Genomic DNA, 23,176 nt, shown 5'->3' on the forward strand with positions numbered 1-23,176 from the left:
TACGGGTTAAAGTTTACGGTTTACGTTACTTGAGCGGCCTATCCCGGCCAACTATCAACCAGAAATCATAAACTCTAAACAGAATACCCAAAATTGCCGCTTTGCCGTCCCAACGACCATGAGATAGGTTGGTTCCCGAACTGATTTTTGTCAGGTAGCGGCTTGTTTTTCCCGCTTAACTTGCATCCAATCCCGCTAGACGGTCATTTATTGCCAGTTTCCGGACAAACCGCATGATCACCGATATATTTTCTGCCGTTTTTGCCAACGCGACCATCGGCATCATTCTCTCCGACAGCCGGGGCCGGATGATTTCGGTGAGTCATTACGCGCTCCAGCTATTTGGCTATTCGGAAGCCGAAATGGTGGGGCAATCCATCGAATTGCTCGTTCCCGATTCGCTGGTTCACCTCCACCAGAACCTCCGGAAGTCGTTTAATGCCCGGCCGGAAGTGCGCCCGATGGGGCATGGCCGTGATCTGCACGTCAAACGCAAAGACAGTTCGCTGTTTCCGGCCGAAATCAGCCTGAGTTATTTTTACCGGGAAAATGAGTTGTTTGTGGTCGCTTACATCATCGATACGACCTATAAAAAAGAAGCCGAGCGGGTGCTCATCGAACAGAAAAACCGCATCGAACAACTGAACGCCGAACTGGAACAGAAAGTAGCCGACCGAACCAACGCCCTCATGGTGACGCTGCACCAGTTGGAATTGTCGAAAGACGAACTTTCAAAAGCCCTGACGACCGAGCGCGAACTGGGCGAACTCAAATCCCGCTTCGTGTCGATGGCATCGCACGAATTTCGAACGCCCCTGAGTGCGATCCAGACGTCGGCCGATTTGCTGAATAAATACACGACAACGGAGCAGCAGGACAAACGAAACCGCCACATCCAGCGCATCAAGGCATCGGTGAACCACCTCAACGACATTCTGGAAGAATTTCTGTCGGTTGGCAAGCTGGAAGAAGGAAAAATTGAAGCGTCCTACTCTTTGTTCGACCTCGAAGAGCTGGTAACCAGTGTGATCGCGGACGTGCAGGGCATGTTAAAACCCGGCCAAACGATTCAAACCGAGCCGGATTGTGCCGGAAAAGTCTGGCTGGATCCGTCGCTGGTTCGCAAAATGCTGGTCAATCTGCTGTCGAATGCCATCAAATATTCCGGGGAAAACAAACCAATCCGGGTTCGTTTCTGGTGCCGCGACGGCCGGGTTCGCCTGTCGATCGAGGACCAGGGCATTGGCATGTCGCCCGACGATCAGAAGCATTTGTTCGAACGGTTTTACCGCGCCAAAAACGTCACGGCCATTCAGGGAACGGGTTTGGGATTACACATTGTCGCGCAGTATCTGACGCTGCTCAACGGCACCATTGACTTCCAGAGCCAGCTTAACCAGGGAACCACCGTAACCATTTCGTTCAGTCATGAAGACGATTCTGCTCATTGAAGATAACAATCACATTCGGGAAAATACCGCTGAAATTCTGGAACTCGCCAACTACCACGTTCTAACGGCCGAAAACGGCAAGATCGGTGTGGAGAAAGCGCTCGAAACCCGGCCCGATCTGGTGATTTGTGACATCATGATGCCCATCCTGGACGGCTACGGCGTGTTGCATATTTTTAACAAAAACCCGGTTTTGTCGGGCATTCCGTTCATTTTTCTGACCGCCAAAACCGAGCGTTCCGACTTCCGCCGGGGCATGGAAATGGGCGCCGATGATTACCTGACCAAACCGTTCGATGAAGTTGAATTGCTGAACGCGGTGGAAGGACGGTTAAAACGCTTCGACCAGATGCGACCGGCTTATGAACCCACCAAAGACGGCCTGGCTCAATTTCTGGACGATGCCCAGACGCTGACCGGCATCGATTCGCTGACCGTGGACCGGAAAGGGCATTTGATCCGCAAAAAGCAGTTTGTGTATTCGGAAGGCGACGAACCGATGCGGCTGTATTTTGTGCAGAGTGGCCGGGTGAAAACGTACAAAACCAACCCGGATGGCAAGGAATTTATTACGGGCCTGTACCAGACGGGCGACTTTTTCGGGTATGTGAGCCTGCTGGAGCAAACCGACCACACGGACTCGGCGGTGGCGCTGGAAGATTCCGAACTGGTGTACATTCCGAAGGAAATCTTCATCGATCTCCTTTCGCGCGATGGGGAAGTGGCGCGGAGTTTTGTGCAGTTGCTGGCCAACCGGGTCACTGAACGCGAACAGCAACTGCTTGAAATGGCCTACGATTCGCTGCGCCGGCGGGTGGCCGATACGCTGCTGCGGCTCCACCAGAATTTGCAAACCCACGAAAGTGAGCCGGTGATTCAGTTTTCCCGCGACGACCTGGCCGCGATGGTCGGCACCGCCACCGAATCACTGATCCGCACCCTGAGCGAGTTTAAAAGCGACGGACTGATCGACATCAGCGGCACCAACATCCGCGTGCTCCAGCCCGAAAAGCTGAAGCGGTCGCGCTGGTAAAACCGCCGGAAAAGTCGGTTACTTTTTCCGCATCGCCCACTCCCGGCCCGGTTTATCGACCCGGAAGCTTTCCAGATTGCCCTGATCCTGCAGCGTGACGTAAGCCGTGCGACCGTCTTTTCCGCCGAAACAGATGTTCGTAGGTCGTTTGCCCACCAACGGGATTTCCTGAATCACCTTGCCACTCGGGGCCACCTTGGCAATGGTGCCTTTGCCAAAGCGGGTGAGGTAGAGATTGCCGTCGGCATCGCAGCGCATACCGTCCATGCCGAAATCCGGGAACTCGATCAGCAGGTGTTTGTTGCTGATTTTCCCATCGGCCGACAAGTCATACACCCAGACTTTCCGCTGGTTCGACTCGTTGACATACAGCCGTTTGTCATCCGGGCTTACTTCCACCCCGTTGGTGGTACCCATGTTTTCTTCGAGCAGGGTCACCTTGCCGTCGGTATCGATGCGCCAGAGGTTGCCGGTATTGTTTTTCCAGCTTGGGTCGCTCGCATACAAGCGGTCTTTGCCGTCGATGGCGATGTCGTTGGGCTGGTTCATGCGCGGTTCGTGGGCAAAAACGCTCAGGTTTTTGGTGCCTGCGGCCACTTTCAGAATGTTGTGTTTGGGGTAATCGGCAATGAACATATCGCCTTTTTTGCTGAACCGGATGCCGTTGCCGATGCTGCCTTCGGGCAGTTCGATGAATACGCTGGCGTCACCCGTTGGCGTCACCTGCCCAATCGTGCCCTGCTTGCCAAAGTTGACGGCATAAACCATCCCCGCTTTGTCCACCGCCGGGCCTTCAACGCCGGACGTAAACCCGTTGACAGGTGTAAAAACCGTCGATTTGAATAATTCCTCAGCGGTATTCGGCATGGCTGAAATCAGGAGTAAACCCGCGCCGGTCAGCGAGGCCACAACAGCGAGCGATAATGTTTTGAAAGGCATTCGATTCATTGTGAAAGTTATTGATTCAAGGTTTATAATCCTCCAGCGTCATTTGGCTCCGGAGGAGCGGCCTGTTCATAGAAAAACAATCGGGCAAAAGCTTCAAGCCCCAGCGGGACGACCTCGTATTTTATGTTGAGTAAGCTCCGCCGGAGCTTATTCAGACCCGAAAAATGAATTTCTATTAACAGAAAACCCCTCCGTGGTGACTATAAACTTCGGTGGCCGTGCACCACTTCCTGCGGAGCATCGCGTTCTTCTTTCGGCATCCGGCGGTGCCACCACGACGCCAGAATGGAACCCGTAATGTTCATCAGCGGTCCAAAAATGGCCGGGGCCAAACCGACGGTGGCCATTTTTCCCATCTGGTTGGCAATCCCCGACGCCAGACCGCCGTTTTGCATCCCGACCTCGATGGCGATGGTTCGGCAGTCGCGCTCGCTCATGCGGAACAACCGGCCCGACCAGTAGCCCAGAAAATAACCGGACAAATTGTGAATCAGAACCAGACCCAGCAGAATGGGGCCGATCGACAGCAGGCTGTTGCGACCCGCCGACGTGATGATCACAATGATAAACGTGATGCCAAACATCGACACATACGGCATGGCGTCGTCCAGCCATTTGGCTTTCCCGCTCAGAAACTTGTTGAACAGCAAGCCCGCACCAATCGGCAGAATTACCATTTTCGTAATGTCCCACATCATCGCCAGCGTGTCGATTTCGACGAAAGCACCCGCCAGCGTCCGCATCAGCAGGGGCGTTACGAAAGGAGCCAGCATGGTGGAAATGGCCGTAATCGTGATCGACAACGCCAGATTGGCTTTGGCTAAATACGAGATCACGTTGGAAGCCATGCCGTTGGGCGAGCAACCGATCAGGATGATACCGGCAGCAATTTCGGGCGGCAAACCGCTGATGCTCGCCAGGGTGTAGCCGATGGTCGGCATGATGATGAAGTGGCTAACGACACCGATCAGCACCCCGCGCGGCATTTTAACCACGCCGACAAAATCATCGAGACTCATCGACGTTCCCATTCCAAACATGATGAGTTGGATCAGGGGCGTAATTAACGTACTGAATTTAAAGCCGTTGTAGGAAACAAAATACGTGGGATAAAACAAGGCCGTGGTGACGGCGGCAAAAATCATAACCGTATAGGAGAACCCTTTCAGGTTTTCGAACCCCCGAAAACCGATGGCGACCGCGAGAAAGAAAGCAATCAGAAACGGACCCGCCAGCGGAAGATTTCCGGTGAACATCAACCCCAGTGCTACCAGCAGACAGACACCCGCCAGACCTAAAATCAGTTTATACATGATACTATTTTCAGAAGGTTTAGGAATTCCCCCCAAATATAACAGTTTGAGGTATTCGGTTTACAGTTTTCGGTAGACTGACGCATTAACCTAAACCCTTGCACTGGTCGGCATTTCAAATGCCGACCGAAACTGTTGCAGATTTAAAATCCGCAACAGCCACAATCAAGATTGCAAATCTCGATTAGCCCCGGAATACCATAAACCGCTACTGCGGCCGCTGACGAACGACAATCGGTTCAGCAATACCGTTGAGGTCGTATACGATCCGGCCTTTGCGGATCGTCATTTCGCAGGTGAGCTTCTGTTTTCCCTCAATCTTGTGGCCGGTGTAATCGAAGAAACCAAAATAACCGGTGTCCCGAACCGCAAATTTGCCGTCCTGCAAATCCAGAATGGCCACGTCCGCTTCCGAGCCTTCGGTCAGGCTGCCCAGTTCGGGCCGTTTGATGGCGAGCGCCGGGCTCCACGTACTGGCTTTGATGACTGCCGGCAAATCCATGCCCATCGCCATGAATTTCGACATTACGTTCAGCATGTCTTTCATGGCATTATTCATGCTACCGGTATGAATATCGGTACTGATGGTGTTCGGAAAAAAACCGCTTTTCAGGGCCGGAATGGCTTGCGAGAACGCGAAACTAATCCCGCCGTAGCCCACGTCGAAAATGACGCCTTTCTTCTGCGCTTCCCACACGAACGGTTTGACTTTGTTGGTTGCCACATCCAGAATCGGCTCGCGGGTGGCCAGTTGGCCGAAACAGTGGGTAAAAATATCGCCCGGACGCAGGCGTCTTAGAAACAATTCTTCGATGGAAAGCGTCGGTTTGCTGCCACCGAAGTCGATCATCACCGGCTTGTTCGCCAGCTTTCCGGCTTCCACCGCGCGGTCGGTGGGCGTCCAGTCGTGGCCGTTAAAATGCGCCAGCTTCACACCGACCACCAGATCGGGGTATTTTTGAGCCATTTCCGCCGTCGCTTTGGGGTCCATGTCGTCGATGTTCTGCTCAAATTTGCCGCCCCGCATCCCGCTGCCGACAATGTTGAGCAACGCCAGCACCCGCGTTTGCGATGCATCGATGGTTTGCTTCTTGAACGCTTCAAAATCCCGCCAGCCCGAGCAACCGGCATCCACAATGGTCGTCACGCCGTTCCGAAACGTAAAACCGTCGGGCGGCAAGGCATTCGGTCCGTTGCTGTAGGTCTGGTCCATGTTCGTTCCGAAAAAAACGTGCGTATGGATGTCGATGATGCCGGGCGTTACGTACAGCCCTTTGGCCTTGACCACCTGCCGGGCGCCCGTCGCGTCGATGTTTTTCGCCACCTTCGCGATTTTGCCGTCCAGAATGGCCACATCCATAATCCCGTTGATGTTGTTTTTCGGATCGATCACGTGACCGCCCTTGATGACGACGTGATAGGGCTGCGCCAGTGCGAGACTGGCGAGAGCGAACAAGCCGGTGAAAATGAAAAGAAACCGTTTTTTCATGGAGTTTAGGGTTAATTCATTGAGGAAGTTGGGGATATTTTTCAAACCGCCTTCGAAAGTTCTTCCTTGATTCGCTTCGCCACGATTTTTTCCTGCCCCGGTTTCATCATCCAGACCGTAACGCCGATGCTGCTGGGGCCACCGCCACCGACTTCGATGGACGGATCGCCGTTTCGCAGGGCTTCCTGCACCTGTTTTCCGGTCACTTTCACCAGCGCCGGGTCCCAGGAGATGCGGAGCGAGGGCGTGTGGTTGCCCAGCGGATTCACGCGCACCTCGGTTTTGATCCCGTTGATGGTTTTGACGGTATTTTCAACGTGCGCAACGCCATCTTCCCACGACTTCCAGAGCTTGGTGTAATCCTGCGAAATAAATTTTTCCAGCGCGACGTACATGCCCAGAATCTCTTCCTTGTTCACTTTCATGCCGCGACCGATGTTGAAACCACGCGGAGGCATGTGCATCCGGGCGGCTGCAATGATGTCTTTCTTGCCCATCAGCAAACCCGCACTCTGGGGTCCACGCATGGCTTTCCCGCCCGAAACCACCACAAAACTGAATCCCATGTCGTTGAATTTCCAGAGGTTTTCGGTTGGCGGCACGTCGGCGGCAATATCGATGGAGGTCGGAATGTTGTGTTTTTTGCCCAGCGCCACCCACTCTTCGTGCATGATTTTACCTTTGTCCGACTGGATGTGCAGAAAGTGCATCAGCGCGGTTTTTTCGTTGATCGCTTTTTCCACATCCTCGACGGTTTCAACCATCACCATTTTACAGCCGGTATTGGTCAGCGCATGGTTATACACAATGTCGTGTCCTTTCTGGCAAATCACTTCGGATTTCATCCCCGTTCCTTCCAGATGCGGCAACGCTTCCACTTTTTTCTGATCCGTTCCGGTCAGAATGCCGGCCAGTCCCAGGGTCATCCCGGAAAAGGCACCAGAGGTTACTACCGCAGCTTCCGAGTGCACCATTTTGGCAATCTTCTCCCCGACTTTATCCTGCAATTCGTCCAGCAAACAGAACTCTTTCGAGGCATAATTAATCGCTTCGAGCACTTCGTCGTGCATCAAAGAACCCGTCATGTAGGTCAGCGTTCCGGCGGCATTGATGAACGTCCGCACACCAAACTCCTTGAACAAATCACGCCTGGGAGCCGCCACCGCAGCCCCTTTGGATAAAGCGGCTTCGGCCGGTAATGAAAAACTGCCCACCAGTCCGCCCAACAACGGGACACTCGACAGGCGTTTAATGAGTTTTCTTCTGCTTAACATACGTGTGTCGTTAATCGGTTAATTTGGATTTCTTACGCTGTTTCTTTGCCGCTTTCGGATCGGCGGGTAAGGTAATTTTCCAGAGGTTGCCGCCCTTGCCGCCGTATTCGATCACATAGACGGTATTTCCGACCAGCAAAGCGTCCGTTGGTTCCGTGAAACCGTCGACCAGGCGGGTGGTTTTAACGGAATAATTGTCTGTGGTTTTGTTGTACGTTAAGTCAAGATGCAACAGGTCCCGCCCCTGTTTTTTCAGCGGATTGATCGCCGTCGAATTGCGTCGCGGCCCGGAATACCGGATCACAAAACCGTCGCCTTTCAGATCATCCGCCAGCACGTTTTTGGTATCGAAAAACAAGGCCAACGGCGAGCTGTGCGCATTGAACGTGCCAACCGGAACGCCCGTTGAATCACCATCCATGACGACGCCGGTCGCCCGGTCGCGGTATTCGTTGGCATCGGGGCCGACGTTCAAAACCGGCCCTGTAAATTTCACCCCTGCCGGTTTTTTCGGAAACTCGGGATCATTCCGGAAATACCGCATCAGCCAGGCGTGGGCGAACTTGCTCAGGAACGGATCTTTTTCCGGATCGGGTTGCCAGTCGGGATTCTGCTGCGGATTGTCGATGCCGCCCATGACCCACGGAAAACCGTAGTGATGCCCTTTCTGGACCCAGAACATATCTTCGGCGTGGTCGTAGTCGCCGGAATTGGAAACCGCAAACAGCCTGCCGTCGCCATCGAACGCCATGTCGTAGGCATTCCGGATGCCTTCCGCGTAGATGTAGCCATCGGCTTTCAGCTTGGCTTCGTCGTTCGGCAGCTCCAGGTTTTTGGCATCGACCGGAAACCGGAAAATTTTGGCGGTCAGCGCATTATCCCGCGCATTCGGATAGACTCCGCCGTTGTCCTGCACCTCGCCGTGGTCGGTTCGCGCGCCGGTATTGACGTAGATGTATTTCTGATCGGGACTGATTTCCAGCGCGTTCCAGCCGTGGTCGAAGGTGGTTTTGTTCGTCCCGTATTCAACCGTATTGAACACAACGGTCAGTTCCGGTTTTTCGCCCGACGCCAGGTCGTAGCGCACCATCCGGCCTTTGGTTCCCTTGTTGTCGTTGACGCTGATGTTACCCGCCAGAAACAGCGTATTTTTCAGAAAAGCCGCCCCCTGCAGGCGCGTAATGCCATGATCTGCTGCCGAAAAAACCTTCTCGGCCACCGGCGGCTGGCCGTTCAGCTTCACCCGGAACACATCCCCGGTAAAGGTCGTGTAATAGATATCGCCGGTAGTCGGATGCTGAATCAGCCGCACGGCTTCGGGGCCAACGGTCATGAAATGCTCGACCTTGATGTCCGGGCGCAGGGCCGTCGGCGGAACAGGAGTTTTGGCATCGGGGCCTTGTGCGTGGAGCAGAACCGGGCAGAATACCACGGCCGTCAGCAGGTTTATTTTTCGCAAAATTGCGTTGAACGCCCTCATTTCGTGTCGGTATTCTTTTTGGTTAATTTACGGAGGTAGCCGACCAGTTGCCACCGCTGTTCTTCCGAAAAAACATCCTTAAACGGCGGCATATTTCCGCGGCCAGTCGACAGTTTCCAGAACAAGGCACCGTCGGTTTGTTTCGTCACTTCCGGGTCGTGGAAGTTGGCCGGTTTGGCCCCCAACGCCCGGCCCGCAGCGCCATCGCCGTAGCCCGCTTCGCCGTGGCACGACGAGCAGTATTCCATGAATAATTCTTCGCCCTGTTCCAGCGTCAACGGCTCGGTCGGGAAGTGGCTTTTCAGCGTATCGGCCCAGACGGGGGCTTTCCATTTCTCCTGCTTCGGATCATCGGTTTTCGGGTTATCCGTAAAACTCATTATCCCTAAGCACAACACACAGAAACCGGCAATCAGTAAATTATTGGAACGCATTTAAATGAAAAGTTAAGCGTAAAGGGCAGTCAGTTTTAATAGCCAGTTGGTATTTGATTTTAACTAAATAAACAGGGGCTAATATCCCGAAGGGATTTAACAGCGTAGGGCCGCCGGAGCGGTAGCAGATCCGGCAATTTCCCCTTTCAGCGTGCCTTTAGGTACGCGATCCTGTTGTTACCGCAAACCGTTACGTACCTAAAGGCACGCTGAAAGGGTAGTGATTTTTTTATGCTACCGCTCCGGCGGCCCGGCGACGCTACGCTGTTATTCCCCTACTGGGGCATAAACGGACCTTTTATGAATTGATTATCAATTAACTACATCTGAATATTCAACCTCATGAAAACATCACACTTCATTTCTTTTTCCTGATCGACTTCCGAACGGCTTTCACCTCGTCGGCAGAAACCGCACTGGCCGAATTGCCAAAGCTTTGGCGGACAAACGTCAGCACCTCGGAAATGTCTTCATCTTTCAGAAAATCGTGCTGCGGCATCACGTTGTTGTACGACTGGCCTTTTACTTCAATCGGCCCTTCCAGCCCTTTCAACAGCACTTCGATCAGGCGCGTTTTGTCGCCCAGCACCCATTCCGAATCGGCCAGGGGTGGAAACCGCTGCGAGTCGCCCCGGCCGTTGCGCTGGTGGCAGGCGGCACAGTAGACGCCGTAGACTTTGCTCCCCAGAACCGGCTTGTCTTTGTCGAGATTGTCGTTTACTTTATCCGGCGTCCGGATGTGCGACATCGACTTGCGTTTTTCCATCTGCGCCAGTTGCGCCGAACCGAATTTGCTCTTATCACCTTTGTAGGTCACCTTCCAGATTTTCCCTTTTTCGGTCTCGGCAATGTACAGCGAACCGTCCGGCCCCATCGCAATGCCCATCGGACGATAGACCGCATCGCTCACGTTGACAATCGGATCGACCCCGGCAAACCCGTCGGCGAACACTTCCCAATCGGTAGACGGCGACCCGTTTTTGTCGGGAACGAACCCGATGAAATACCCCGCCTGCGGATAGGGTGCGCGGTTGGTCGAACCATGAAACGCAATGAAGGCCCCGTTTTTGTAATGCTCCGGGAAACCGTTCGAGGCTCCCGTTCCCTGGTAAAACACCAGATCGTTCGGTGCCCAGTGGGCCGGGAAACCGATGATGGGTTGCTCATAATCAGCCCCTTTCCCCGCTTTTTTGCCGTCTCCGCCGTACTCCGGATTGAGCAGTTTTTTCTTCTTTTCCTGATCGTAATAATAATACGGCCAGCCCGCATCCATCCCCTCTTTCACCCGCAAAAACTCTTCGGCGGGCAACACCGCGCTTTCCCAGGGCGAATACAAATGAGACCACAACATCAGAAAATCGTCCCGACCGTGGCCGACCGTGTACAGCGTCTGATCGACCGGATTCCAGTCCAGGGCCACAATGCTCCGCAATCCGGTGGCAAAGAGCTTTCCGTCTTTCTGCGTTTGTCCCACTTTGTTGGCGTCGAACCGCCAGATGCCGCCGTGGTCGGCAAGCAGGCCACAGGGATTCAGACCCGGCGAACTCGGAATGCGGTTTTTCTCCTGACACGCGTTCGAACCCGCTCCGAATGGCACATACATATACCCTTTGTTATCAAACGCCACCGGTTTGGTAATGTGCTCGTGCATCCCGTGGGCGTGGTCGTCGGTCAGAATGATTTCCACCGGGCCTTCGGGAATCAGTTTGCCGGGGGTCAGTTTGTAGCGGTACACGATCAGTTCGGAGCTGAAATACAGGTAGCCGTTGTGAATCCGCATCGCCGTGCCGTACGCCCGTTCGCGCGACAGACCACCGAAGCGTTTGATAATGTCGGCCCGGCCATCGCCGTTGGTATCCCGCAAGGCGATCACCGATTCGTCCTTGTCCCGCGCAAACCGTGCTTTCACGTAAATATCGCCGTTGTCGTTGACCGCCAGGTGCCGCGCGCGACCCGCCAGACTATCGACAACGACCGTGGCTTCGAATCCTTCCGGCAGAAAAAGTCCGCCGTTTTCCGCCGTCCGAACCGGGAGGTTTGTATTCGTTTCAGGCCGGACAAAACCGACCGCAGCAAGTAAAGCCAGAAAAAGGCTACGGGTATAGAGTCTTGACATTCAGAAGTTTCAGAGAATAGGACTAGTCAGATTCATTTTAATTCACCACCAGCGGGTTGGCGATCCCATTGAGGTCATACACGATTTTACCGCCTTTGATGGTCATTTCGCACTCGAATTTTTTCTTGCCTTCCACCCGATAGCCGGTTTTGTCGTAGAAACCGAAATTTCCTTCACGCATGGTCAGGATGGCTACATCGGCGATGGCTCCCACCGACAGGTGTCCCAGCATTTCGCGTTTGATCACCTGCGCCGGGGTCCACGTACTGGCTTTGATGACATCCGCCACCGGAACGCCCATGCCGACAAATTTGGACATGATGCTCAGAATGTCTTTCATCGAACCGTTCATGCTGCCGGTATGCAAATCGGTGCTGATCGTGGTCGGGTAAAAACCGGCCTTGACCGCCGGAATGGCCTGTGAATAATTGAAGCTGGCCCCGCCATAACCTACGTCGAACACAATGCCTCTTTTGCGGGCTTCCCAAACGAACGGTTTTACCTTTCCGGTGGCTTCATCCACAATCGTTTGCCGAACATTGCCTTCCAGGAGCGTATACGTGTGGGTAAAAATATCGCCGGGGCGCAGGTGTTTCAGAAACAATTCTTCCAGCGACAACGGCGGGTCGTGCATCCCGAAATCGATCATCACCGGCATGTTCGCCAGTTTTCCGGCTTCCACGGCTTTGTCAACGGGCGTCCAGGTACCGCCCATGAAGTGTGCCACTTTGAAACCAACCACATCGTTCGAATTGCCGAGGGCCATCGCTGCGGCCATTTTGGGGTCCATATCGGTGGTGTCCTGCTCCCAGTTTCCACCCCGCATGCCTTCGCCCACGATGTTCAGCAGCGAAAGCACGCGCGTTTTGGACGAAAAAATGATGTTCTTTTTGAACGCCGGAAACGACTGCCAGCCCGCCCCACCCGCATCGACGATGGTGGTGACGCCCACCCGAAACGTAAAACCGTCGGGCGAAACCGCCGTCAGGCCGTTGCTGAGGTAATGATTCGGTTCGGTTCCGTAAAAAACGTGGCCGTGAATGTCGATGATGCCGGGCGTAACGAGCATCCCTTTGGCATTGACGACCTGTTTGGCCTGGCTGGCGTCGATGGTTTTGGCGACCTGAACAATTTTGCCGTCGGTGATGGCGATATCCATCACCGCGTTGAGGTTGTTTTTCGGATCGATGACCTGCCCGCCCTTGATGACGAGGCTGTAGGTTTGGGCGTCAACCGAACCGCTGATCAGACCGAGTACGGCCAGTAAAAAGGAAAGTTTGCGCATGGGTTTAGGGAACAATAACCGAAAAAATCAGACCGCAGCTTTGGCGAGTTCTTCTTTCAGGCGGGTCGCAACGATTTTCTCCTGACCGGGCTTCAACATCCAGGTGGTCAGGCTGATACCGCCCTGCTCGCCAACGATTTCGATGGACGGATCGCCGTTGCGCAGGGCTTCCTGCAAGGCTTTGGTGGTCAGGTTGATTTTGGCCGGTTCCCACTTGATCCGTAGCGTCGGCGTGTGGTTGCCGAGTTCGGGCCGGATGGTTTCGGTCGTTACGCCATTGACTTTTTTCACGGCATCGGCGATGTGCGCGACGCGGTCTTCCCACATTTTCCACTCCTTCTGCTGATCCTGCCCCACGAATTTTTCCAGCGCGACGTACATGCCCAGGATCTCCTCCTTGTTCACTTTCATGCCGCGTCCGATGGTCGAACCACGGGGTGGCATGCTCAGTCGGGCGGCCGCAATCAGGTGTTTCTTGCCCATCAAAATCCCGGCACTTTGCGGGCCGCGCATGGCTTTTCCGCCCGAAACACACACCAGATCAAAGCCCATTTCGTGGAATTTCCACAGGTTTTCGACCGGCGGCACATCGGCGGCAATGTCGATCATGGTCGGAATGTTGTGTTTTTTGGCCAGGTTCACCCATTCCTGGTGCATGATTTTGCCCTGATCCGACTGGATGTGCAGAAACCACATCATGGCGGTTTTTTCATTGATCGCCTTCTCGACCTCCTCCACGGTTTCGACGAAAACCATCTTGCAGCCGGTGTTGGTCAGCGCGTGTGAATAGCCAACGTTGTGACCCTTCTGCACGATCACTTCGGATTTCATGCCGGTGCCTTCCAGTTGCGGCAGGGCTTCCACTTTTTTCTGATCCATACCGGTCAGCACGCCCGCCAAACCGAGCGTCATGGCCGAGAAGCAACCCGCCGTTACGACTGCCGATTCGGCGTGGACAATGGCCGCAATTTTCTCCCCGACTTTGGTTTGCACATCGTCGAGCATCATAAATTCTTTGGAAGCCGCCTGAATCGTTTCCATCACCTCGTCCTGCATCAGCGAACCGGTCATGGCCGTGTAAGTCCCGGCGGCATTGATGAATGTTCTGATACCCAGCTCTTTCACCAGGTTGCGGGGAGCGAGCGCCGTTGCGGCCACGGCCGATGACAAGGGAGCGGCACTGCCGATGATACCGCCTAAAAGCGGCATGGCCGACAGTCGTTTGAGGATGGTTCTTCTACTGATCATAAGATGGGTTAGCAAAAAGGTGGGGAAACCGCATACCGCCCCCGCCGACTGGAGAGAGCGGTATGCCGCCAATTAAATATAAGCGATGCAGTCCATTTCGACCAGCGAGTCGCCGGGAACACCGCCGTAAACGGCTACCGTCGTGCGCACCGGCGGCTTGCTGCCAAACCGGCCTTTGTAGACTTCATTCATGGCTTTGTAGTCGTTCAGGTCGTGCAGAAAAACCGTCACTTTCAGCACTTTCTCCATCGAAGAACCGGCTTTGATCAGTTCCTTTTCCAACTCCTTCAGCACCTCGTCCGTATGCACTTTGATGTCCCCATCCTTATGGTATCCTTTGCCGGCCACGAAGACCAGATTTCCCATTTTGGTTGAACCGGAAAACAGTGGCACATCCTGATCAGTCACCACGTTAAATACTTCCTTTTCGGGAGCGGCTTCGGCTTTAGCCGCGGTGGTAGCCACACCCAGGCCAGTGACACCGGCAATGGAAGCAAAGAGTCGTTTTAAAATGGATCGGCGTTGTGGTTTCATTAGAAAATTGAAGAATGGATAAATGAATACTAAAAAATTTAAGTAAATCAACCAATTTTTTACCTATCGTGCCAGTGTTTGACCCAAAATGTATCAGCAATTTTTAGAGCGATCCACACCCGTCGCTGTTGACGATAATGTGGGCGTCCAGTTGCTCGTAGCGGGCATTGATCGTATTGCAAATTAAGTCCAGCTTTTCGAAGAGTGGTTCGTCTTCCAGCGAAGCCGTCAGGTAACACGATTTCATGATTTCTTCATCAAACACGATGCGGATGCCGTACGCTTTTTCGAGGGTGGCAAACACTTCGGCAATGGGGGTGCGCCGGAAGCTAAACGGCTGTTTCTGAACCGGTTTTTCCAGCAAGGCCGGTTCGGCCACCAGGCTCTTGACAATCCGGGTGTCGGTCGGTGTGAAGACAATCTGCTGGTTGGGCGTCAGGACGATTCCACCCAGTTTATAATCCTCCTTCTGCTGGGTTACCGTAGCCTGGTTGCCGGCAAAAACGGAGACTTTCCCGGTTTTAACCACCACCTTCACCTGCTTGTTATCCTCAAAAGTCTGCACCGTAAAACTGGTTCCCAGCACTTTCGTGACCAGTCCGTTGGCGTAAACATAGAACGGTTTATTCGGGTCTTTATGAACCTGAAAGAAAGCCTCTCCGACGAGGTAAACCTCGCGGGTTGTTCCCGGAAACGGATCGGAATAACTCACCCGGCTTTTCGGTTTCAATACGAGGGTACTTCCATCCGGCAACTGAACCTGACGCGATGCATTGGTCGTATTGGCCACTTCCCGAAGTGGATTCGACACCTGCGCCACCAGTTCGTCGTAGGTAACGTTACCACTTTTCGGCTCCTTCGAGCGAATTCCATACTGCCAGAACAGACCCAGCATCAGGACGATACTGGCCGCCATTCCATACCGCACCCACTCCGGGCGGAACCAGCGAACCGACGGTTTTTCGTGGCTATCGATGGCTTGACTCAGCCGCTGGATTTCGTTTTGTACTTCCCGGTCTGAAACCGTTGCCCGTTCGCCCGGAAACCGGGTATAGACGTCATTCAGGGTACTCAACAACTGGTAAGCCTTATCGACAAGTTCCTCTTTATCAGGATTTTGAACCAACCATTCTTTCCAAAAATCACGCTCGGCAGGATCGTCCAGCAATTTCCAACGTTGAAAAGACGGATCAATAGCTAATTCTTCAGGCTCGAAATTCCGATAATCTTGCATACAAAACAGTAATACTTTGCTATTTGTATGTAAAGATGCAAGTGTGTACGGCCAATACTCCTTTTTTCGGAATAAAATTTCGAACTGCATTTTCCCCCGTTTTTGTTTCATCCAACCCACGAATGCGCGTACATTTGACGGTGGGCGCTGGGACGTGATGAAAGTTTACGAACAAAATTGGATAGGAACACGGATCCGGCGGATTGAACGGATTTGTACAGATTCAAATTAAAATCCGTTTTGATCGGTCCAATCCGCTTAATCCGCGTTCCCATCAGCCAGCCATATTCATGAACAAAACCGCAACCCATTCTCCCCAATCCACCCAAACCGTCCTGAATCCGGCGCGGGTCGGGGCCATCGACATTTTGCGTGCGCTGACGATGGTGCTCATGATTTTCGTCAACGATCTCTGGTCGTTAACCGGCATTCCGGCCTGGCTCGAACACGTGCCGCCCGGCGCCGACGGCATCGGACTGGCCGACGTCGTTTTCCCGGCGTTCCTATTCATTGTCGGCATGTCGCTCCCCTTCGCAATCGATAACCGGCGAAAAAAAGGCGACACGGATCTTCAACTCGTCGGGCACGTTCTGCTGCGGTCGGTGGCACTCTTGACAATGGGTGTTTTTCTGGTCAACGGCGAATCCATCAACGAAACCGCAACGGGCCTGCCCCGGCTTTTGTGGAATGTGCTGTGCTGTGCGTCGTTTATTCTGGTGTGGAATTCGTATCCAAAATCAGCGCCGAAGTGGCTAAGCACAGGGTTGAAAACCGCCGGTTTGCTGATCCTGCTGGTTTTAGCCGTCCTGTACCGGGGCGGTGATGCCCAAAAAATCACCCGTTTTGAACCGCACTGGTGGGGCATTCTGGGACTGATCGGCTGGTCGTATCTGGCGGCCGCGCTCGTCACGGTTTTTGCCCGAAACCGGCTTTTCATACTCATCGCAGCCTGGTGCGGTTTTGCACTGCTGAGTATGCTATCCCATGCGGACTTGCTACCCAGTGCCCTCGACTTCATCCCGGCAGCCATTCGGGGCGGCACGCTGGCGGGTCTGAGCATGGGCGGGGTGGTGATCGCAACCCTGTTTCAGTATTACCGCAAACAGGACGACAACCGGCGGATGACTCTTGTTTTTCTGGGAACGGCGGTTTTGCTAACCGGCCTGTCCGTCATTACCCGGCCCTACTGGGGCCTATCGAAGCTGGATGCCACGCCAGCCTGGCTGTTTCTGTGCAGTGCGTTTACGATTCTGGCGTTCACGGCCATTTACGGGCTTGCGGATGTGAAAGGGAAAGGCAACTGGTTCCAGTTTATCAAACCCGCCGGAACGGACACGTTGCTCTGCTACTTGATTCCGTATTTTGCCTACGCGACCACGGCGTTTCTGGGAATCCGCCTGCCGGACGTTTTGCTAATCGGCGGCATCGGCCTGCTGAAATCCTTCCTGTTCGCCCTGCTGTGTGTCTGGATTACCCGAATGCTGGGCAAAGCGGGCATCCGACTAAGGCTATAGACGCCTACAACCGCACAACCCAACGAGATTGACTGTGGATAACCCCGGATGGCATCCAAGGTTATTCGCAAAAAGACCGTATATTAGATGTCCCCGATCACTTTAGCGCGTAGACTGAAACATGCGGAGCCGTGCCGTTTGGATGGTGTGGTGGCTGGTTATGTGCCTGCCCGGAGTCGCTATGGCCCAAAATCTGCTCCAGAACGGCGGTTTTGAGGAGTACCGAACCTGCCCCCGTCAGGATAATTTGCTGGGTGAAGCGGTTCCCTGGTACAATCCCAACGGCGCCACGCCCGATTTTTACCACCAGTGTTTTCCGACGGTTCAGATGGAATTGCCACCCCATTCCGGGCAGGGACTGGCCCGGCTCTTTCTGGACGTAAGCTGGGCCGAATACCTTGCCACGCCCCTGAAAAAACCGCTGGTTGCCGACGACTGTTATTTCTTCGAGATGTACGTCGCGACACCAACGCCGAACAAATATTTAAGCGGAACGATCGGTGCTTTTTTGTCCGAAAAACCGATCACTTCCCCGGAAAAAGGATTGCTTCCCGTAGATGCCCAGGTGATTGACAATGCCCTGACCACCAGCATTCCAATGTTGCGCTGGGAACGGATTTCGGGCTACGTCAAAGCCAAAGGCGGAGAGCAATATTTAACCATCGGGAGTTTCAAAAAGCTGCCGGTTTTTCTGGGGTATTTCTACCTTTTCATCGACGACGTTTCGCTGTTGCCCATTAAAATGGACCTCGGAAACGACACCACGCTTTGTGGCCGGAACAGCACGCTCCTGCTCGATGCCACCACGCCCGGTGCCACCGAATACCGCTGGCACGACGGCAGCACCGCACCCACGTTTCGGGCCACCCAACCGGGCCATTATTCCGTCACGGTCACCACGCCCTGCAAAGTCCTGCGCGACACCATCCGGGTGGATTACGCCCTCGATTTCGACCTCGGCCGCGACACGACGCTGTGTGAGGGACAAACCCTGACGCTCAAAACGCCCGCCGGTGTTCCGCCAACGTTCCGCTGGCAGGACGGTTCTACTACCCTGACCTATCCCGTCCGGCAGGATGGCTTATACAGTTTGCGGGTCGAACAGGCTCGTTGCGTGGCGACCGATAGCATTCAGATCCGGTTTGTACCGCCACCCCGGCTGAATCTGGGCCTGGATCAGAACCTGTGCGGGGCAGAAGTGTATACCATCCGGCCCGACTTTGCCGAGGGGAAATTCAGCTGGCAGGACCCATTCGAAGCGGTTGTCAGAACCGTGGGGCAGTCCGGCTTTTTTCAGGCGTCGGTGAGCAACGATTGCGCCACGGTTCGCGATACCGTTCGCATTTCGTACGCCGATTGCGGCTGCGTGTTGTATACACCGGATATTTTTACGCCCAACGCCGACGGACAAAACGATGTCTTTCAACCCTTTGGCTGCGGAGACATTACCATTACGTCGCTGTCGATTTTCAACCGCTGGGGCGAGCTGGTTTTCCAGACCACCGAGCCGCCATTCGCCTGGAACGGGATGTATCAGGGAAAAACCGCGCCGGTTGGCGTGTATGGCTGGCAGATTCGCTACCAGCTTCAGCAGGGCACCGGCGTGCTGGCCGAACAAAAACGGGGCGCACTCGGTCTGACCCGATAGTGCGCCCCGCCTTCCATGAATACCAAAAACCGTCAGCCTTTTTTCGCGGCTGCTGCGGCTTCTTCGGCCTCGGCCAGTTTGACGGCTTCGTAGAGATTCACGATGGCACCGGTTTTCGATAAATCGGTAAAATTGACCAGATCCGTAGACTCGGGGCGAAGCACCTGCCGGTTTTGCACAATGGCCGATTTCTCGATAATCCGCTTCAGATCGCTGTACGTCAGTTTCGGAAAATACGATTTCAGGACGGCGGCAATCCCGCTTACGACCGGAGCCGCCATGCTCGTACCGCTCAGGTTGTCATACCCGTTGCGGGGTGTTGTTGAATAAATGGCCATGCCCGGCGCAAACACATCGACGGTTTTGCGACCATAGTTGGAAAACGGGGCCACCAGGCTTTCGTTGTTTTTGGACGTAATAGCTCCCACCGTAATCAGGTTCGGAATCGCGGACCCATCCATGAACCGGTCTGATGGAAAACTGGCGGTCGTATCCAGCAATTTGTTGTCATTCCCGGCCGCGTGAATCAGCAGAACGCCTTTGGAAAGCGCGTACCGCATGGCGTCGTCGACGGCTTTGCGTTGGGGCGAAACGTCTTTTCCGAAGCTCATGTTGATGATCTGGGCACCGTTATTAACCGCATACCGGATCGCGTTGGCCACATCTTTGTCCCGCTCGTCGCCATCGGGAACGGCCCGAACGGCCATGATCTGAACCTGATCGGCCACACCCTGCACCCCCAGGTTGTTGGTGCGGTCGGCGCCAATGATGCCGGCGACGTGCGTGCCGTGCAGCGCGTCGGGGCCGGTAATGTCGGGATTGCCGTAGGCGGTTTCGGTTAGATCGTCGGGTTTATCGCCCACAATCGAGCGGCTGTCGAAGTCGGGGTTGTAGGCGTATTCCGCTTTGCCTTTCAGGTCTTCCAGTCCTCTGGTCAGTTCGGCCTGAATATCTTCGGCTTGCCCGAATCCCTGCGCACTGGTCATTTCATAGAGAGCGGCAGCCGCTTTTTTCACAAAATCGTTGTCGGTGGCCGGATTGCGCAGCGTCGCGGTGTCCAGTTTGGAGACGTTCAGGGCTTTTTTCAGCCCATCAATGATCGTCACCAGTTGGGTACTGAACGTGCTGTAAGAATCGTATTGCTCCTTATACTCAGCGCGTTTCTTCTCCATCTCCGTTTTATATTTCACGAACTGGTCGAATTCCTTCTGTTGCGCCGGTTTCAGCGACGACCGGTTTTTGCCTTCATACAAAGGGCGCAGCCGGGCGTATTGCCGGGTCACTTCGGCGGTTTCGTACTGGACGTTCCGGCCGTCTTTTCCGCCGATAAAATTCCAGCCGTGGACGTCATCGACGTAGCCGTTTTTATCGTCGTCGATCCCGTTGCCGGGAATTTCCTTCGGATTGGTCCACAGAATTCGTTTTAAATCTTCGTGCGTGGAGTCGATTCCGCCATCGATCACGGCCACGACGACCGGCGTCGGTTTGCGGTGGCTGAGTAACTCGCGGTAGGTACGATCCGTGCTGATTCCCCAGACGCTGTCGGCTTTCGAATCGAGGTGGAACCATTGGGACGTTTGGGCCTGCCCACGGGCGAAACCAAACAGGATGAATGTATAGAGACCCAGGAGTCGGAATACAAACTTTTTGAACGACATAGAAAAGAAGGTTAGCAGTTGTCTATTTCTGTTAACAACTGAAACAGAAACTGGTTCGCGCTGGTAGCAGTCTAGTATAACGAATCGAAGGCGAATTCCGGTATATTTTACTAATTTTAGCCGGAAGCTGCGTTAATTTCACCCAAATCAGGGGATGGTATGGCCCATCAGGCAATAATTTGGTTATTTTGAACGTGTAGCTTTCTGCCCCGTTATTTCAGAAAACAAATTCCCGGTAAAAGTAAAAGCAGTAACCCGGCATACCAGTATTCCTTCAGTTCTTTCAGGGCCCGCCAGAGCAGGTTGGCAACCGCCCCCCGGCTGAGCGACATGACTTCGGCAATGGCCTCGTTGTCCAGATTTTCGTAAAACCGGAGGTAAATAATCTCCTGCTGACGCCGGGAAAGCTGAGGAATGAGTTGCTGAAGCTTCCGGACGTAATACTGGCTGGTTTCGTCTTCGATAATGGCGGTTTCGATGGGCAAATCGCCCACCACGGCGGCATCAAAATCCAGTTCTTCACTTTGTTCCAGCCACTTGTCTCCGGTTTTTCGCCGGAGAATTCTTCGCCGGATCGAAACCAGCAAATAGAGTTTAACCGAATCCGGTTCGCTGATGGTGCGCCGTTTGTCCCAGATTTCCAGAAAGAGGTCCTGAATGCAATCTTTGATGGCTTCGCGATCGCGGGAGAATTTGCTGCCGTAGCCATACAGCCGTTTGTAATACCGCTCGGCCAGTTCGCCTAATGCCACTTCATCCCCTTCCCTGAACTGATGCCACAGGGCCGCGTCGGTTAGCGATTCAGAAGGACGGTTTTGGGAGGATGAGCGAAACATACAGCATGGTACGACTAATTTCTGGTGGTAGCAACCGGCAAACTAAACCCGTATTCCACCAGGAGCCGCCGGTAAAAGAGGCTATCAACCGGTTTTTACCCGCTCCCGGCGCATTCTGCCAACTACAAAAGTCGGGGTACTGCCGGCATTTATAAAAAAATAAAATGATTTTTTTGATTATTTCCGGCACCATGTTGATTCTCCTTCTCTGAACCGCCTTTTTAACGTTCCGCCTTTTTCATGAAGCTCTACCAGCAGGTTGACGATTTTTTGAACGACGCCACCTTCCACGCCTGGATCGACGGCGACCCGGACGCGACGGCCTTCTGGACGGCCTGGCGCAGCCAGTACCCGGAACAACGGGCGGTTTTGAATCAGGCCAAAGCACTGGTATACGCCCTGAAACAACAACCGGTGGATTTGTCAGACGACGAAGTCCGCCAGGAAGTGCAACACCTGGTGGGGCAGTTCCGTCAACGGAAACAGGCCGAGCGGACAAACGACGACGAATCCCGATCTGAACCCATTGTTTGGTGGGGGCAAAACCGGCGAACCTGGCTGAGTCTGGCCGCTTCGGTTCTCGTGATCATCGGATTGGGCTTGCTGCTGCTGCCGAAACTCCCTTCACCGACCCATCAGACGACCTACCGCCCGCCTTTGAGCGCTGGTTCGACGGTGCTTTCAGAGAAAGTGAATGCGACCAACGAACCGCTGACGCTGGTGCTAAGCGACGGGTCGGCCATTACGCTGGAGAAAAACAGCCGCATCCGTTATCCGAAGACGTTTACCGGTTCGTTTCGGGAAGTGTATTTGTCGGGCGAAGCATTTTTTGAAATTGCCCGGAATCCCGAAAAACCGTTCCTGATCTACGCCAACGAAACCGTCACCAAAGTGCTGGGCACCAGCTTTCGCATTCGGGCGTTCGATCACGAACCGGAAGTGGCCGTGGCCGTCCGAACCGGGAAAGTCTCGGTTTTCGCTGAAAAGACGTTCCGGAAAACGAAGACTCAAACCCGCAACGGCGTTCTCCTGATTCGAAATCAGGAAGTGGTCTTTAACCGAAAAACCGAACAGTTGCAACGCGGACTGGTCGCAAAACCGGAGCTGGTGGCCGTGGCTACCCACGTTCAGGAGCTGGATTTCGAAGATGTTCCGGTGACGCAGGTGCTGGCCAAACTGGAAAAAGCCTACGGCGTCGCTATCGATTACAAGGCGGATCTGCTGGAAAAATGCCCGATTACCGCTCAGTTTTCGGATGAAACGCTGTCCGTAAAACTCGGTTTTATTTGCCAGGCCATTGGAGCGACCTATGAGGTTGTGGAGGGCCGGGTGATTATTCACAGCCAGGGTTGCACGCCCTGACGGTTTCCAAACGCTTTTCGTGATTTGTATCTTTTCAAAACCACCTGCCTTGCCTATGCCTGACTAAAAACTCTACTTCTCCTCACCGCCTTCGCGAAAACGTCGCTGGGTTGGCGTGTCCGACTGCCTGACCGGTAATGGTTCCAACAGCATCGTTCCGACACCCGACCGCGCCCCCCAGCCCGTTCCACCCATTTCCTCATCGGATTGCAAGACGCCCTGTTGGGCGTCGATGAGGGATTTTTTGTCCATTTCGAACCGAAACGACTCAAAAAACGACCCAATTTATGAAAAATCCAGACTGGATTTCACCCTCCTT

General features: G+C 54.0%; 19 protein-coding genes. 5 read left to right on the forward strand and 14 right to left on the reverse strand.

The genetic code is table 11. From position 1 onward, the window contains the following. Positions 1–233: 233 nt before the first annotated feature. Positions 234–1,451: a PAS domain-containing sensor histidine kinase gene (locus tag FH871_RS04860; protein ID WP_138990167.1), complete on the forward strand. Its 1,218-nt coding sequence runs from the start codon at positions 234–236 to the stop codon at positions 1,449–1,451. Then, positions 1,429–2,484 carry a response regulator gene (locus FH871_RS04865; RefSeq protein ID WP_138990168.1) on the forward strand — a complete coding sequence of 352 codons (1,056 nt, stop codon included), beginning with the start codon at positions 1,429–1,431 and terminating at the stop codon, positions 2,482–2,484. Before FH871_RS04860 ends, FH871_RS04865 begins: the two co-directional genes overlap by 23 nt. 18 nt (positions 2,485–2,502) lie before the next feature. Here the strand turns inward: FH871_RS04865 and FH871_RS04870 are convergent, their stop codons facing one another. From FH871_RS04870 to FH871_RS04920, 11 genes are all read right to left on the reverse strand, one after another. Further along, on the reverse strand, positions 2,503–3,423 hold the full coding sequence (locus tag FH871_RS04870; RefSeq protein WP_171062761.1) for an SMP-30/gluconolactonase/LRE family protein: 921 nt from the start codon (positions 3,421–3,423) through the stop codon (positions 2,503–2,505). A 209-nt stretch (positions 3,424–3,632) separates the two neighbouring features. Continuing rightward, complete coding sequence (locus FH871_RS04875; RefSeq protein WP_138990169.1) at positions 3,633–4,745, reverse strand: bile acid:sodium symporter family protein; 1,113 nt, start codon at positions 4,743–4,745, stop codon at positions 3,633–3,635. Positions 4,746–4,953: 208 nt separating this feature from the next. Then, entirely contained in the window at positions 4,954–6,234 is a 1,281-nt protein-coding gene (locus FH871_RS04880; protein WP_138990170.1) for an amidohydrolase/deacetylase family metallohydrolase, read from the reverse strand. Between the two features lie 41 nt (positions 6,235–6,275). Next, positions 6,276–7,508, reverse strand: a complete 1,233-nt coding sequence (locus FH871_RS04885; RefSeq protein WP_138990171.1) for an aminotransferase class V-fold PLP-dependent enzyme — start codon at positions 7,506–7,508, stop codon at positions 6,276–6,278. 10 nt (positions 7,509–7,518) lie between these two features. Beyond that, on the reverse strand, positions 7,519–8,967 hold the full coding sequence (locus tag FH871_RS04890) for a sorbosone dehydrogenase family protein (protein ID WP_229317050.1): 1,449 nt from the start codon (positions 8,965–8,967) through the stop codon (positions 7,519–7,521). A 17-nt stretch (positions 8,968–8,984) separates the two neighbouring features. Then, positions 8,985–9,422: a cytochrome c gene (locus tag FH871_RS04895; RefSeq protein WP_138990173.1), complete on the reverse strand. Its 438-nt coding sequence runs from the start codon at positions 9,420–9,422 to the stop codon at positions 8,985–8,987. 358 nt (positions 9,423–9,780) lie between these two features. Next, a complete protein-coding gene (locus tag FH871_RS04900) occupies positions 9,781–11,538 on the reverse strand; it encodes a c-type cytochrome (RefSeq protein ID WP_138990174.1) in 1,758 nt (585 codons plus the stop codon). Between the two features lie 37 nt (positions 11,539–11,575). Further along, entirely contained in the window at positions 11,576–12,823 is a 1,248-nt protein-coding gene (locus tag FH871_RS04905) for an amidohydrolase/deacetylase family metallohydrolase (RefSeq protein ID WP_138990175.1), read from the reverse strand. 27 nt (positions 12,824–12,850) lie between these two features. Beyond that, positions 12,851–14,071, reverse strand: coding sequence for an aminotransferase class V-fold PLP-dependent enzyme (locus tag FH871_RS04910; RefSeq protein WP_138990176.1), 1,221 nt, complete (start codon positions 14,069–14,071; stop codon positions 12,851–12,853). A gap of 72 nt (positions 14,072–14,143) precedes the next feature. Next, the gene (locus FH871_RS04915; protein ID WP_138990177.1) at positions 14,144–14,605 is read right to left on the reverse strand and encodes a RidA family protein; all 462 of its coding nucleotides are present in this window, start codon (positions 14,603–14,605) and stop codon (positions 14,144–14,146) included. Between the two features lie 103 nt (positions 14,606–14,708). After that, entirely contained in the window at positions 14,709–15,839 is a 1,131-nt protein-coding gene (locus FH871_RS04920; protein WP_138990178.1) for a FecR family protein, read from the reverse strand. 290 nt (positions 15,840–16,129) lie between these two features. On the opposite strand from FH871_RS04920, the gene FH871_RS04925 reads away from it, so the two are divergent. Together FH871_RS04925 and FH871_RS04930 are read left to right on the forward strand one after the other, a co-directional pair. Continuing rightward, complete coding sequence (locus FH871_RS04925; RefSeq protein WP_138990179.1) at positions 16,130–17,353, forward strand: DUF5009 domain-containing protein; 1,224 nt, start codon at positions 16,130–16,132, stop codon at positions 17,351–17,353. A gap of 121 nt (positions 17,354–17,474) precedes the next feature. Then, a complete protein-coding gene (locus tag FH871_RS04930) occupies positions 17,475–19,001 on the forward strand; it encodes a gliding motility-associated C-terminal domain-containing protein (RefSeq protein ID WP_138990180.1) in 1,527 nt (508 codons plus the stop codon). 32 nt (positions 19,002–19,033) lie between these two features. On the opposite strand, the gene FH871_RS04935 is transcribed toward FH871_RS04930, so the two are convergent. Beyond that, a complete protein-coding gene (locus FH871_RS04935) occupies positions 19,034–20,659 on the reverse strand; it encodes a S8 family peptidase (protein ID WP_138990181.1) in 1,626 nt (541 codons plus the stop codon). A gap of 212 nt (positions 20,660–20,871) precedes the next feature. Beyond that, positions 20,872–21,495: an RNA polymerase sigma factor gene (locus FH871_RS04940; protein ID WP_138990182.1), complete on the reverse strand. Its 624-nt coding sequence runs from the start codon at positions 21,493–21,495 to the stop codon at positions 20,872–20,874. Positions 21,496–21,735: 240 nt separating this feature from the next. On the opposite strand from FH871_RS04940, the gene FH871_RS04945 reads away from it, so the two are divergent. Further along, complete coding sequence (locus FH871_RS04945) at positions 21,736–22,857, forward strand: FecR family protein (protein ID WP_138990183.1); 1,122 nt, start codon at positions 21,736–21,738, stop codon at positions 22,855–22,857. A 72-nt stretch (positions 22,858–22,929) separates the two neighbouring features. Here FH871_RS04945 and FH871_RS04950 read toward each other — a convergent pair whose 3' ends face one another. Further along, positions 22,930–23,109, reverse strand: coding sequence for a hypothetical protein (locus FH871_RS04950; RefSeq protein WP_138990184.1), 180 nt, complete (start codon positions 23,107–23,109; stop codon positions 22,930–22,932). Between the last annotated feature and the right edge of the window lie 67 nt (positions 23,110–23,176).

This window comes from Larkinella sp. C7, assembly GCF_006149005.1.
GTDB lineage: Bacteria > Bacteroidota > Bacteroidia > Cytophagales > Spirosomataceae > Larkinella.